This window comes from Ruegeria sp. BC5, assembly GCF_056539205.1.
Genome location: NZ_JBQFUN010000001.1, coordinates 1 through 14378, shown reverse-complemented (window position 1 = coordinate 14378; position 14378 = coordinate 1). Strand labels below are relative to the sequence as shown.

12 protein-coding genes are annotated in these 14378 nt (G+C 59.0%); 4 read left to right on the top strand and 8 right to left on the bottom strand.

Annotation, left to right across the window (positions count from 1 at the left end; all coding sequences use genetic code 11):
• Nucleotide 1: 1 nt before the first annotated feature.
• The 7 genes from upp to ACR0LY_RS00030 all read right to left on the bottom strand — a co-directional run bounded on the left by upp (nt 2) and on the right by ACR0LY_RS00030 (nt 6395).
• Nucleotides 2-634 carry a uracil phosphoribosyltransferase gene (gene upp, locus ACR0LY_RS00060; protein WP_170349314.1) on the bottom strand — a complete coding sequence of 211 codons (633 nt, stop codon included), beginning with the start codon at nt 632-634 and terminating at the stop codon, nt 2-4.
• Entirely contained in the window at nt 631-1617 is a 987-nt protein-coding gene (locus ACR0LY_RS00055; protein WP_170349315.1) for an adenosine deaminase, read from the bottom strand. Before ACR0LY_RS00055 ends, upp begins: the two co-directional genes overlap by 4 nt.
• Nucleotides 1614-2825: a phosphopentomutase gene (locus ACR0LY_RS00050; protein WP_170349316.1), complete on the bottom strand. Its 1212-nt coding sequence runs from the start codon at nt 2823-2825 to the stop codon at nt 1614-1616. Before ACR0LY_RS00050 ends, ACR0LY_RS00055 begins: the two co-directional genes overlap by 4 nt.
• A complete protein-coding gene (locus ACR0LY_RS00045; protein ID WP_170349444.1) occupies nt 2822-4129 on the bottom strand; it encodes a thymidine phosphorylase in 1308 nt (435 codons plus the stop codon). Before ACR0LY_RS00045 ends, ACR0LY_RS00050 begins: the two co-directional genes overlap by 4 nt.
• A 4-nt stretch (nt 4130-4133) precedes the next feature.
• Complete coding sequence (locus ACR0LY_RS00040) at nt 4134-4526, bottom strand: cytidine deaminase (RefSeq protein WP_170349317.1); 393 nt, start codon at nt 4524-4526, stop codon at nt 4134-4136.
• A gap of 104 nt (nt 4527-4630) precedes the next feature.
• Nucleotides 4631-5728 (bottom strand): cupin domain-containing protein, encoded by a 1098-nt coding sequence (locus ACR0LY_RS00035; RefSeq protein ID WP_170349318.1) that lies wholly within the window; start codon nt 5726-5728, stop codon nt 4631-4633.
• Nucleotides 5697-6395, bottom strand: a complete 699-nt coding sequence (locus tag ACR0LY_RS00030) for a hypothetical protein (protein ID WP_170349320.1) — start codon at nt 6393-6395, stop codon at nt 5697-5699. Before ACR0LY_RS00030 ends, ACR0LY_RS00035 begins: the two co-directional genes overlap by 32 nt.
• A gap of 180 nt (nt 6396-6575) precedes the next feature.
• On the opposite strand from ACR0LY_RS00030, the gene ACR0LY_RS00025 reads away from it, so the two are divergent.
• The 3 genes from ACR0LY_RS00025 to ACR0LY_RS00015 all read left to right on the top strand — a co-directional run bounded on the left by ACR0LY_RS00025 (nt 6576) and on the right by ACR0LY_RS00015 (nt 12709).
• Entirely contained in the window at nt 6576-8849 is a 2274-nt protein-coding gene (locus ACR0LY_RS00025) for an NADP-dependent malic enzyme (RefSeq protein ID WP_170349321.1), read from the top strand.
• Nucleotides 8850-9285: 436 nt separating this feature from the next.
• Nucleotides 9286-11175 carry a propionate-CoA ligase PrpE gene (gene prpE / locus ACR0LY_RS00020; protein ID WP_170349323.1) on the top strand — a complete coding sequence of 630 codons (1890 nt, stop codon included), beginning with the start codon at nt 9286-9288 and terminating at the stop codon, nt 11173-11175.
• 94 nt (nt 11176-11269) lie between these two features.
• On the top strand, nt 11270-12709 hold the full coding sequence (locus ACR0LY_RS00015) for an amidase family protein (RefSeq protein WP_170349325.1): 1440 nt from the start codon (nt 11270-11272) through the stop codon (nt 12707-12709).
• A gap of 258 nt (nt 12710-12967) precedes the next feature.
• On the opposite strand, the gene ACR0LY_RS00010 is transcribed toward ACR0LY_RS00015, so the two are convergent.
• Entirely contained in the window at nt 12968-13729 is a 762-nt protein-coding gene (locus tag ACR0LY_RS00010; protein WP_226688238.1) for an NAD kinase, read from the bottom strand.
• A 168-nt stretch (nt 13730-13897) separates the two neighbouring features.
• Between ACR0LY_RS00010 and ACR0LY_RS00005 the strand changes: the two genes are divergently transcribed.
• On the top strand, nt 13898-14378 hold a 481-nt coding region (locus ACR0LY_RS00005; protein WP_480567104.1), incomplete at its 3' end, for a PLP-dependent aminotransferase family protein.

The window sequence follows — 14378 nt, the reverse complement described above, 5'->3', positions numbered from 1 at the left end:
CTTACTTGGTGCCAAACATCCGGTCACCCGCATCGCCGAGACCAGGCATGATATAGCCTTTTGAATTCAATTCCCGATCCAATGCCGCGGTGACAATTTTGACATCCGGGTGGGCTTCTTTCATGCGCTCCACGCCTTCTGGTGCGGCCAGCAGGCACAGGAACCGGATATCGGTGGCCCCGGCCTCTTTCAGCAGATCAATCGCTGCGGCCGAGCTGTTGCCGGTAGCCAGCATCGGGTCAACGGCGATGACCAGACGGTCCTTCAGCCCTTCGGGGGCTTTGAAGTAGTACTGTACCGGTTTCAGCGTTTCCTCATCCCGGTAGAGACCAACAAACCCAACGCGGGCCGAGGGTATCAATTCCAACACCCCGTCCAGCATCCCGTTCCCGGCGCGCAGGATCGACACCAGCGCCAGTTTCTTGCCGGCCAGAATGGGGGCGTCCATCTCCTCCATCGGGGTTTCGATGTGGCGTGTGGTCAGCTTCAGCTCGCGCGTGACCTCATAGGCCAGCAGCAATGTGATCTCACGCAGCAATTGGCGGAACACGGCAGTGGACGTGCCCTTGTCCCGCATGAGCGTCAGTTTGTGCTGCACCAGCGGGTGGTCAACGACGGTCAGGTGTTCGCTCATGATCTCTCCAGTCTTTTCTTGACCCGCGCGCGGGTGTCATCATCGCAAAAGGCAGCCGCAAGGGCCGTGTCGTTCAGGGCGGCAAAGTCCTCGGCCTCCCAACCGAAGGCTTTGCCCAGCATCTCATATTCACGCCGCATGGTGGTATGGAAAAACGGCGGGTCATCGGTGGAAACGGTGACTTTGACGCCAGCATCGCGCAGTTTCGCAATCGGGTGAGCGTCAAATCCGGGAAACAGGCCCAGAACCACATTTGAACCTGGGCAAACCTCGAGCGTAACCTCGCGGTCGACCAGTTCGCGGATCAGGTCCGGGTCTTCGATGGCACGGACACCGTGACCGATCCGTTCCACCCCCAGATCGCGGATCGCATCGCGCACGCTCTTGGGGCCGCCGAACTCTCCGGCGTGGGTGGTCAGGCGCAACCCGGCCTCGCGCGCGCAGTCAAAGGCCCATTTGTAATCGCTCTGCGTGCCAATAGACTCGTTACCACCCATGCCGAAACCCGTAATCCAATCTCCGGCGGTTTCTGCAGCGCAATGAGCGCTGATCTTGGCCTGCTCCGGCCCAAAATGGCGGACACAGGTGACGACGCCACGCAAGGTGATGTCGAACTTGCGCTCAGCCTCGTCCGCCGCGTCCTGAATAGCACTCAGGTAATCGCGCCAAGCATCCAAATCCCCGCCACCGCAGAAATCAGGACTCAGGAAGGTTTCGGAATACACTACACCATTCGCCGCGCTTTCTTCGAGGATCGCGAGGGTGAGACGGCGGAAATCCTCGGGCGTTTTCAATACTTCGCAAGCGGCCTCATAGACGCTGAGAAAATGGGCGAAATCGCGGAAGTCATAGCTACCGTCCGGCTTGAAAATTCCGCTCAGGTCTATGCGCTTTTCATGCGCCAACTGGCGTATAAAGGCGGGCGGGGCCGCGCCTTCGTGATGCAGGTGTAGCTCGATCTTTGGCAAGTCTGCGACGGTCATAGAAAACTCTTCCCTGGCCCCTGTGCCGGAATATTCAGGTGGTGTGCAATGCTAGCGGCGACGTCGGCGAAATTGATCGCACCAATCCGGCCTGCACCTTGCCCTGCGATCAGAACAGGCACTTGTTCGCGCGTGTGGTCCGTGCCGATCCAACTGGGATCGTTACCGTGATCAGCGGTCAGCAGCATCAGATCTCCGGGGCGCAGCTTTTGCAGGATCAAGCCGATTTCACGGTCGAACCATTCAAGCGCGCGGGCATACCCGCTGATGTCGCGACGGTGGCCATAGAGGCTGTCGAACTCAACGAAATTGGCGAATGTCAGGCTGCCCTCTTCGGCGTCATCAACCAGATCGGACAAATGCCCCATCAATTCGGCATCCGAGCCCTTACGTAAAGTGTCGATCCCCTGCATCGAGAAAATGTCACCTATCTTACCCACCGCATGCACGCGCCGACCGGCATCTTGTGCCCAGTTGGTCAGAACCGGCGCGGGTGGTAGGATGGCGAAATCCCTGCGGTTAGTGGTGCGGGTGAACCCGTCTTCTGGCGATCCGACGAAGGGTCGCGCGATAACGCGCCCAACTTTCATTTCGTGCAGACGGGGTGCCAGCGCCTTGCACATCTCCAGCAAACGGTCGAGGCCAAAGCTTTCCTCGTGCGCCGCGATTTGAAACACGCTGTCGGCCGAGGTGTAGCAGATCGGCCAACCGGTCCGCATATGCTCGGCCCCCAGTTCGGCGATAATCGCCGTGCCAGATGCATGACAATCACCTAGAATGCCGCCGGTTCCGGCGGCCGCGGCGGCGGCACGCGCTAAATCAGGTGGGAATGACGGCGTTGTATCCGGGAAATAGTGCCAATCCCACGGCACCGGCAACCCGGCCAGCTCCCAATGACCCGAGGGTGTATCCTTGCCCAGAGAATGTTCACGTGCGCAGCCCCATAAGCCCTTTGGTACAGCGTGCAAACCGGGTGTCTCTGCACCCGAGGCTAGGCGCGTCGCGGCCCCCAAGCCCAGCGCATCCAGATTGGGCAGGTGCAATGGCCCTGTGCGACCGTCTTCTGCCCGTCCGTCAGCACAGGCCTGAGTTATGTGGGCCAGCGTGTTGGTCCCGGTATCGGGGGTTTCTCCGTTAAAAAAGCGGTCCGCATCCGGCGCGCCGCCGATGCCCACCGAGTCCATCACCACCAGAAAGGCACGGGTCACGGCCTGATCCTTTCATGCACAAGCGTTGGGGTCATGGCTGTGTCTTTGCCTATCGTGATGGCCCGCAGGACCGTGTCGGCCGCCTGTCGTGCCGCGTCTTCGCGGGCTGCGTGGATCACGGCCAAGGGGGTGCCTTTGTCGACCTTGTCCCCCAGACGAACAATGCCCGACAGGCCAACCGCGGGGTCGATGACGTCGTCTTCGACCTGCCGCCCACCACCCAAGGCGACCACGGCGAGGCCCAGCGCCTCACCGTCGATTGCCGCAATGTAGCCCGCATCCGGTGCCGGAATTTCAAGGATCACGCTTGCTTCGGGCAGGTAGCGTGACCAGTTGTCTACAAACTGTAGCGGCCCGCCCACGGCGGCCATCATACGGCCGAACCGTTCTGCCACACGGCCATCGCGGATCACACCGGTGATCTTGTCGCGCCCCTCATCGGCGGTTGCGAACATACCGGCATCGGCCAGCAAAACCCCGCCCAGTTCCGCCGAAATTTCAGCCAATGGAGCGTAATGGTCGTGGGTCAGGACATTCATCACCTCGGCCACTTCCAACGCATTGCCCAGCGCCGGAGCCAAAGGTTGGTGCATGTCCGTAATCACCGCCGACGTCCGGCACCCTGCTGCATTTGCAGTTTCCGTCAGGGCCTTTGCCAGCTTGCGGGCGTCTTCCAGCGTTTTCATGAACGCGCCGCTGCCCACCTTGACGTCCAGCACCAAAGCTTCGGGGCTCGCCGCCAGTTTCTTGGACAAGATCGACGCGGTGATCAGGTCCAGGCTTTCCACCGTCGCCGTTACGTCGCGGATCGCATAAAGCCGTTTGTCCGCAGGCGCGATCTGCCCGGTCGCGCCGACAATGGCCGCGCCGGTATCGCGCAGGATCTGGGTCAGACGATCCTGCCCGATCTGGGTACTGACGCCCGGAATGGCCTCAAGCTTGTCCAGCGTACCGCCGGTATGACCCAACCCACGGCCTGAGATCATCGGGACAAAAGCCCCCAATTCGGCCAGCGCTGGGGCCAGCACCAAACTGACGCTGTCGCCGACCCCTCCGGTCGAGTGTTTGTCGATTACCGGGCCATCGAAATCCCAGCTTAGAACGTCTCCGCTGTCCCGCATCGCCACCGTCAGATCGGCGCGGCCCTGCGCGCCCAGCCCACCCATGCAGACGGCCATGGCAAAGGCCCCGGCCTGCGCGTCGCTGACACCACCGTCGGCAAGGCCCTGCGCGAACCAGGTCAGTTCCTCCGCGCTGGGCACTTGTTCGCGGCGCAACTTGGCAATGATCGAACGGGCATCCATAGCCTCAGACATCCGCCATGTGCGAGGCGTCAAATGCACCCGGCAGAAGGTCACCGATGGTGGTTTCCAGTTCGGCGCCATCGACGCTGGCCAAGGTCACCTTGACGTCACGCTTGCCGAACTCGGCCAGTTTCTGTCGGCACCCCCCACAGGGCGGCACCGGCTGCGGCGAGGAGGCAACCACGTAGACTTCGGTCAATTCCTGTTCGCCTGCCGCGACCATAGCAGCGATGGCACCAGCCTCGGCGCAGGTGCCTTCGGGATAGGCTACGTTTTCGACGTTACAGCCTGCAAATACCTGGCCCGACGCTGCTCGGATCGCTGCGCCAACCTTGAAATTGGAATAGGGCGCATAGGCTTTTTCCCGGACAGACAGTGCTGCATCTTTCAAAGTCATGGCGATTCCCCAATTTTTGATCATCTGGTCAGAAAGTCATACCCTAAATGAAACCGACCGGGGAGTTGAAGCCCCGGACAGCAGATTCCTGGGCCAAAATACTCTTAGTCCAGCGTTGTGTTGAACGTACCGGGCAAGGTGACCTCAAGCAGTTCAATATCCTCGGACGGGTCGGACAGACGTGTGCGCATGCCGGGTGGGATGACAAAGGCGTCGCCCTGCTCCAGCCGATAGGGATTACGGCCTTCGCCCTCCAACGTGACCTCGCCCCCCATGACAAAGGTAAAATGGATATCGGTGTTGTGTGCAGCCCAAACCGGATCACCCTGCCCCTTGCGCACGACCTGCACCCCGGCAACGCCTTTGGTGTTCTCGGCAATCGTTGTGTCGCGGCAGATAAAACCCGGCAGGCGGAACGGGGCCCATTCGGCCCCTTCGGCCTGATTGAAGACAAACCGTTGACCCTGCCATTCCCGGTCAGGGCGGTAATGGGGCGTGGGCAGGTCCATTTCATGATCAATTTCGGTGACGTGTTCTGCGGGGACACCAATTTCGATCACCTGCACATTGTCCGAGGCCTCAAGCACGCGGTGGCGGATTTCAGGCGGCTGGATAAAGCAATCGCCCGCGGTCAGGCGCATCTTGTCGCCTTGATCCTCATAAACCACATCCACCCATCCGTGGATGCAGAAAATCAGCTGAAAACCGACCTTGTGAAAATGCACCATGTCCGGCACTGGCCCGCCGTCAGGAATGCGGATATGGCTGGCGATGATCGATCCGCCCAACCGGTCTGGCACCAAATCACGGTAGTGCATTCCGGCCCGCCCGATGATCCACGGGGCCTGATCCTTGAGCCTGCGCACCACGAAAGAATGCACCGTTTCCGGCATGACCATTGGCGGGTTCAACTCAACAATCTCGATCCGTGTGCCGTTCGGGGCCACCAGATTGCGCTGGCCACCTGCAAATTCATCCGGGTTGTCTGTCAGGATGCGCAACGTGCCGGGGGACTCGGGCGCGTCTTTTTCGATCCGCACACGCAGGCCGTGGCCGGAAAACACGGCGGTGCGCGGATCGTCGGCGGGATAGATCATGTCCATCCGCATCCCCAGAACCTTTGTATAAAACGGGATGTCATTGCGCAGTTCCTGCGTGGGCAGGCGGATTTCAGCGCATGTCCGAGTTTGGGATTTGCTCATCTGATGTTCCATCGGGTTTGGATTTTGGCCATCCGATCAGAACGGCGGCCAAAATGCCAATCGAAAAGAACATCTCCAGCGTTTCTTCCAGCACGAATAGGCGAGTTGCCATGATGGTCGTCATCTGGTCACCCAAGGCGCTGCTGACCTCTTCCAGACCCTGCGCCACGACGGCACACATACCCGCCAGAAAGAACACCAGCAGAAATGGCGCCCGTTCTTTTAGTGCCCGCCACCCATTTGGCACTCCATGCCAGACGACCCCGCCCAGCACGATAACCGCCAGAATTACACGCACAATCGTCATATCCAGAAGAACATCCATCCCGTGCAGAATGAAGTACGGAACACTGTCTACGGCATAAATATCAGCCTCAAGCTCTCGTTCCGCCAACAGCAGCAGAACCACGCCGATGTATAACCGGCTGATCCCGCGATACCGTACCAATGCGGCGATACCAGCCACCAGCAATGCCGCGGCCGAACCCGTTTCGATCAGACCGCCTTCCTGGTTGAATGCCTCGGCCTGCCTCGGCCAAACTGAAATCGCACACAATACCAACACGGCCAGAACAAGGGCCGCGCGAAACGCGAAATGTTCAGTTCCAAACTTGCCGGTATTCAGCGATAAAGTCTTATCAACCTCGCCGTTTTCTTTAGAGCGCATGCTGTTATTCTCGGTCCAGAAGGGGGTGTGTTCGAAAGTCGCGGGAGTTTAAGTCTTTTTCTACGGAAAGCAACCACAGCGAAAAAACGGCCTTGTTTGCCGAATTAAGTCGCACAACGTAGCCAAGCAGAAAAAAATAGTTTAAGGCTAAATCAAATTTGAAAACGGAGCTGAGACGCCATGTCCGACACACCCAGCCTGCGGCAGGCCGCGCTTGATTACCATGCCTATCCAAAGCCCGGAAAGTTGGAGATCAAGGCGACAAAACCCATGGCAAACGGCCGTGATCTGGCCCGTGCGTATTCCCCTGGCGTGGCCGAGGCCTGCCTTGAGATTAAGGCTGACGCGGCTGAGGCCGAACACTATACGGCACGCGGCAATCTGGTGGCGGTCGTCTCGAACGGGACAGCGGTTCTGGGGTTGGGCAATATCGGCGCGCTGGCATCCAAGCCGGTGATGGAAGGCAAGGCCGTTCTGTTCAAGAAATTCGCCGGGATCGACTGTTTTGATATTGAGGTCGATCAGCCCGACCCTGAAAAGCTGGCCGATATCGTTTGCGCGCTGGAACCGACCTTTGGCGCCATCAATCTGGAAGATATCAAGGCACCCGATTGCTTTACCGTCGAGAAGCTGTGCCGTGAGCGGATGAACATTCCGGTCTTTCACGACGATCAGCACGGCACCGCCATCGTGGTAGGCGCCGCTGCCAGAAACGCACTGCACGTTTCAGGGAAGAAATTCGAGGACATCAAGGTTGTCTCGACCGGCGGTGGAGCGGCAGGGATCGCGTGCCTTAGCATGCTGGTCAAACTGGGCGTAAAGCGCGAGAACATCTGGCTGTGTGACATTCATGGGCTGGTCTATGAGGGCCGCGCCGAAGATATGAATCCGCATAAGGATCAATTCGCCCAGAAATCCGACCTGCGCACTCTGGACGACGTGATCGGTGACGCCGACCTGTTCCTTGGCCTTAGCGGCCCTAACGTCCTTAAGCCTGAAATGGTCGAAAAAATGGCCAAGCGCCCGATCATTTTCGCATTGGCGAACCCGACACCGGAAATCTTGCCACAAGCCGCGCGCGAGGTGGCCCCGGATGCTATTATCGCCACCGGGCGCAGCGACTTTCCCAATCAGGTCAACAATGTTCTGTGTTTCCCATTCATCTTCCGCGGTGCCTTGGATGTAGGCGCGACCGAGATCAATGACGAGATGCAAATTGCCTGCGTAGAGGGTATCGCGGAAATGGCCCGCGCTACGACCAGCGCCGAAGCCGCAGCAGCTTATAAGGGCGAGCAGCTGACATTCGGGCCGGATTACCTGATCCCGAAGCCCTTCGACCCCCGCCTTGTTGGTGTGGTCTCTTCGGCCGTTGCCAAAGCTGCGATGGAAAGTGGCGTGGCCAAGCGCCCGATCGCCGATCTCGAAGCGTACAAAGAGCGCCTGAACCAATCCGTGTTCAAGTCCGCCCTGCTGATGCGCCCGGTCTTTGAGGCCGCATCGGTCGCCTCGCGCCGGATCGTCTTTGCCGAGGGCGAGGACGAGCGGGTGCTGCGCGCGGCCCAGGCCATTCTTGAGGAAACCACCGAAACCCCGATCCTGATTGGCCGCCCCGAAGTGATCGAGACTCGTTGTGAACGGCTGGGGCTGGCGGTACGTCCGGGTCAAGACTTTCAGATCGTCAACCCACATGACGACCCGCGCTATTACGACTATTGGTCCTCGTACCACCAGATCATGCAACGCCGCGGCGTCACCCCAGATCAGGCCAAGGCGATCATGCGCACCAACAACACGGCCATCGGGGCCATCATGGTGCATCGCGACGAAGCCGACAGCATGATCTGCGGCACGTTCGGCGAATTCCGCTGGCATTTGAACTACGTGGAGCAGGTTCTCAACGATGGCGACTTGCGCCCCCATGGCGCCCTGTCGCTGATGATCCTGGAAGATGGCCCCCTGTTCATCGCAGACACCCATGTGCGGCAACTGCCCACCCCTGAAGAACTGGCCGAGACCACAATAGGCGCGGCCCGCCATGTGCGCCGTTTCGGAATCGAGCCCAAGATCGCCTTCTGCTCACAATCGCAATTCGGCAATCAGGCCGAAGGGTCCGGCAGGCGACTGCGCGATGCCATTGCGATCCTGGACAGCGAACCCCGCGATTTCATCTATGAGGGCGAGATGAACCTGGACACTGCTTTGGATCCGGAACTGCGCGAGCGGATCTTCCCGAACTCACGTCTAGAAGGTGCCGCAAACGTGTTGATTTTTGCTCATGCGGATGCGGCCAGTGGCGTGCGCAATATTCTGAAGATGAAAGCCGACGGGCTTGAGGTCGGGCCGATTCTGATGGGCATGGGGAACAAGGCGCATATCGTGACCCCGTCCATCACCGCGCGTGGATTGCTGAACATGGCCGCGATTGGCGGCACTCCGGTCACGCATTACGGCTAGTTCGCCCCCCCCCGGTCGAACCGGAGGTCAGTATAAATGAGCCCTGTCATTGCTACGCGGTGCACAGGAAACGTTATGGTATTGCGACTAATGTTGCAGATGCCATCGCGTCGCTTGATGCTGTGTCGCCGTGTCTTTTATACTAGGTACTTGCCAGAGACGGCCCAAGGGACACGACCCTATGCCCCGCCAAAACGCCAGCCAAGTTGATTCCTGCGTAGCGCATGATTTGCATGGTAGAGTTTGCACATTTGCAAAACCGCTGAACGACTGCCAACAAACCTTTCAAAAGCACGTATTTTGCAAAAATTTGCATAGCAATGTGACCGAAGTTGCAAATATTTTGCGATAAACTGACGCGCCATCTGCTGCACGGCTTGCCCGGTTTGCTAAGGATGCCTAACACATTCCAAAAGCTGTGTTGGAGGAGGGCGCCATGGCCTATCAGGACGTATATGAAAGCTGGAAGAACGACCCAGAAGGGTTCTGGATGGAGGCCGCCAAAGGGATCGATTGGGTTCAATCTCCGACCAAGGCTCTGTTTGACGAGAACGCTCCGCTTTATGAATGGTTCTGCGATGCCAAGGTCAACACATGCTGGAATGCGGTGGACCGCCATGTCGAAAGTGGCCGAGGCGAGCAAACGGCCGTCATCTATGACAGTCCCATCACCCACACCAAGCGCGAGATTTCATATGTCGAGCTGCGCAACCGCGTGGCCACGTTGGCAGGGGCATTGCGGGCGAAGGGTATCGAAAAAGGCGACCGGGTCATCATCTACATGCCGATGATCCCCGAAGCGCTTGAGGCGATGCTGGCCTGCGCCCGTTTGGGGGCCGTGCATTCAGTGGTGTTCGGCGGCTTTGCCAGCAACGAGCTGGCGGTTCGGATCGATGACTCCAGGCCCAAGGCAATCATCGCCGCGTCCTGCGGGATGGAGCCGGGCCGCGTGGTTCACTACAAACCGTTGCTGGACGGTGCTATCGACATGGCCAGCCACAAACCCGATTTCTGCGTGGTCTTCCAGCGTGAGCAGGAAGTAGCGCAACTGATCGAGGGGCGTGACTTTAACTGGCATGGCTTCCAATACGGGGTCGAACCTGCGGAATGTGTGCCTGTGGATGGCAACGATCCGGCCTATATCCTCTATACCTCGGGCACTACCGGCGCACCCAAGGGTGTGGTGCGCCCCACCGCCGGTCATTTGGTGGCACTGAACTGGACGATGAAGAACATCTATGACGTCGACCCCGGAGACGTCTTTTGGGCGGCGTCGGATGTGGGTTGGGTCGTGGGGCACTCCTATATCTGCTATGCCCCGCTGATCCATGGCAACACCACGATTGTATTCGAAGGCAAACCTGTCGGCACCCCCGATGCGGGCACCTTCTGGCGGGTGATTTCCGAACACAAGGTCAAAAGCTTCTTCACCGCCCCTACCGCCATTCGCGCTGTCAAGCGCGAGGATCCCTCGGGTGAGTTGATCGCAAAATACGACCTGTCCAACCTGCGCGCCTTGTTTCTGGCCGGTGAACGCGCCGACCCCGATACGATCGAGTGGGCACAGGACGCGCTGAAAGTGCCGGTGATCGACCACTGGTGGCAAACCGAAACTGGCTGGACTATTGCCGGAAACCCGCTGGGGATCGAAGAATTGCCGGTCAAGCTAGGGTCTCCCGCCAAGCCGATGCCGGGTTATGACGTGCAGATTCTGGACGAAGGTGGCCATCCGATGAAGCCCGGCGAACTGGGTGCGATTGCTGTGAAGCTGCCGCTACCCCCGGGTACGCTACCAACCCTGTGGAATGCGAAAGAGCGGTTCAAAAGCTCGTACCTCAACCAATTCCCCGGCTACTATGAAACCGGCGATGCGGGCATGATTGATGAGGAAGGATACCTCTACATCATGGCGCGCACCGATGACGTGATTAACGTGGCCGGTCACCGCCTGTCTACTGGCGGGATGGAAGAGGTTCTGGCCGCCCACCCTGACGTCGCCGAATGCGCAGTGATCGGTGTTTCAGATCAACTCAAGGGTCAGATGCCAGTAGGCTTCTTGTGTCTCAACGCGGGTTGCGATCGCGACCACGGCGAGGTGGTGCAGGATGTGGTCAAGCTGGTGCGCGAAAAGATCGGCCCGGTGGCTGCATTTAAACAAGCCGTTGTGGTGGATCGCCTGCCCAAGACCCGATCCGGAAAAATTCTGCGCGGGACTATGGTGTCGATTGCCGACAGCAAGGAATTCAAAATGCCCGCAACTATCGATGATCCGGCCATTCTGGACGAAATCACCGTGGCTTTGAAATCCATCGGCTTTGCGCAGTAGACAAGCCTCGGGCGGCCTTTGGTCGCCCGCTGCACGGCTTTCCCTTGCAACCGGACACAAGGCCCCTACTGTCTGCTCAAGACAGTGAGGCCCCATGACACATACAGACATCTGGCGTCTGACCGCCACCGACCTGACCGCCCTGACCCGCAGTGGGGATCTGAGCGCCGAGGACGCGGTGCAAAGCTCCGTTGACAGAATGCATCAGGCCAACCCCGGCCTGAACGCAGTGGTCGAGGACTTGAGCGCCGAGGCGTTGGAGCGCGCACGCGCCCTTGATCAGAAGCGGACACAGGGCGCACAAACCGGTCCGCTGCACGGGGTGCCAGTCACAATAAAAATCAATGTCGATCAAAAAGGCCATGCCACCTCAAATGGCGTTGTGGCCTTGAAAGACGTGATTGCGCCTGATGATGCGCCGATTGTCCGTAACCTGCAAAACGCCGGGGCGGTGGTGTTCGGGCGCACCAACACGCCCGAGTTCTCGTTTCGCGCTGACACAGACAACCCGCTGCATGGGCGCACGCAGAACCCCTGGGGTCGGCACATCTCGCCCGGCGGCTCGTCAGGGGGCGCAGGGGCTGCCGTAATGGCCGGGATCGGGGCGTTGGCGCATGGCAACGACATTGGCGGCAGCTTGCGGTTTCCAGCCGCCGCCAACGGTGCAGTTACCGTAAAGCCCGGCCTGGGCCGCGTGCCTGCCTGGAACCCAAGCCAACAAACCGAGCGCGGATTATTGGCGCAATCCATGTCAGTACAAGGGCTGATCACTCGCTCTGCTGCCGACCTTCACCTGTCGATGCCCAGCCTGATTGCAGCAGACCCGCGTGATCCGTTTCACGTCCCGATGCCTTGGCGCGGTGCGCCGATGGATGGCCCTATCAAGGTAGCCTTCACCAAAGACACCTTTGGCTATGCGCTGCATCCCGAGGTCGACAGGGCCCTTGACACCGCGCGCGATGCGCTGAATGACGCGGGCTATCAGGTGGAAGAGGTCTCGCCGCCGGACGTATTCGACTGTGGCCGAACCGGGTACCGTGCGCTGATGGGCGAAGTTTTGACCCTTTTGAAAAGCGATATCGAGGCCGCCGGATCTGAAACCATACGTAATATCTTTGACGTTTATTTTCAGGAGTTTCCGCCCATTCTCGGCACCGAACTGCTGCAGGTGATGGCAAAACGCAGCCACTATGCGCGGGAATGGTCGTTGTTCATGCAGGATTACCCTTTGGTCCTGTCACCCTTCCTGCCGCAGCCCTTCTTCAAACCTGACCGGGACACCGAAGGGCCAGAAGGCGTGCATGAGGTTCTGGGTTGTGCGGTCTATTCCTACGCAATGAACTTCCTTGGGCTTCCTGCCGCTAGTGTGCCCGCGCGTCTGGCCGAATTGCCGCAAGGGCCGCAACCGATCAATATCCAGATCGCTGCGCGTCAGTGGCGCGAGGACATGGCAGTTGACGCCGCCGCCGCGATCGAAGCGCGCGTGGGTCATATGTGCCTGCCGCTATGGCAAAATATGGAAGAACGCGCTTGAATACGCTCAATCACGAAAATAGACCCCGGGTTCTTGTACCCGAGGTCCGCTTGCTTAAATAAGCCCGGAAATCTGACAACGAGCGTAGCACCACCTACCCTCGCCGGCGCGAAAACTGCGCAATCATTCGAAAACGCCGTCTGGTGGCCACTCACTCCCACCTTGGCGTGTTCTCCGGGCAAGTTAAGATTACCAAAGGGTGAGTCAAACGCCTGTGAACTGGATCACACAAGTTCGAAAAAGTTCACTTTTGAGAGATCAGGTGAACTGCTCCGAGATCAAACGCTCTTCTAATCCGTGCCCGGGATCGAAGAGAATACGGTGTTGGATTGTGGGTTCCGAGCGAATCTCAACCCAGTCTATATCCGGAAAGGAAACAGAATCCGCGTCAGCCATGACTGGACGTTTATCCGCGTCCAGCACGTCGAAACGAACCTTCGCGATCTTGGGCAACAGGGCCCCACGCCAACGGCGTGGACGGAACGCGGCAATCGCCGTCAAAGCCAGAACATCCGACCCAATAGGCAATATCGGCCCGTGCGCCGAATAGTTGTAAGCCGTTGATCCGGCGGGCGTAGACAGCAACGCCCCATCGCAGACCAACTCATCCATCCGAACCCGACCATCGACACTGATCTTCAAACGCGCGGCCTGCGGGCCGGCCCGCAGCAGCGATACCTCGTTGATCGCAAGCGCTTCGTGCATTTTGCCGGATTGATCCATGGCCTGCATCGCCAGCGGGTTGATCACCTCTTCTTCAGCCGCTGCCAAACGGTCCAACAGATCGTCCTTGTGGAATTCATTCATCAAGAACCCGATGGTGCCGCGATTCATCCCATAAACGGGCGTGTCCAGATGCTGCATGTTGTGCAGTGTGTGCAACATGAATCCATCGCCCCCCAACGCGACCACTACATCCGCATCTCGGGGCGCTGCATTGCCATACCGTTTCACAAGGCTTTCCCGTGCAGATTGCGCCACTTTGACGTCGCTTGCGAGAAAGGCGATTCTCTTTGTCATCTTTTCCGGTTTCCGGTGTTGTACATTTGGTTCCGAAACAAACATACCTTTCCCCAATAGGCCAGACTTGACGCCGTAGCGGGCCAAATCGTCGCTTTACAGCTTTTGCATATGAATCGTTTCCGATAGGAAATCCGCAAGATTCTTACCCAGCCCTGTGGAGCCCCCATGAACGCTAATCTTCGTGATACCGGTTTTTTCACCCAATCCCTATCCGACCGTGACCCTGAGCTTTTTGGTTCGATCACATCTGAGCTGGGCCGCCAGCGCGACGAGATCGAGCTGATCGCGTCCGAGAACATCGTCTCTGCCGCCGTGATGGAGGCGCAGGGCTCGGTGATGACCAACAAATACGCCGAAGGCTATCCCGGGCGGCGCTATTATGGCGGCTGCCAATTCGTTGATATCGCTGAAAACCTGGCCATCGACCGCGCCAGGCAGCTGTTTGGGTGTGACTTCGCCAACGTGCAGCCGAACTCGGGCAGCCAGGCCAACCAGGGCGTGTTCCAGGCGCTGATCCAACCCGGCGACACCATTCTGGGCATGAGCCTGGATGCAGGCGGTCACCTGACCCACGGCGCGCGCCCCAACCAGTCGGGCAAGTGGTTCAACGCGGTGCAGTACGGCGTCCGCAAGGAAGACAACATGC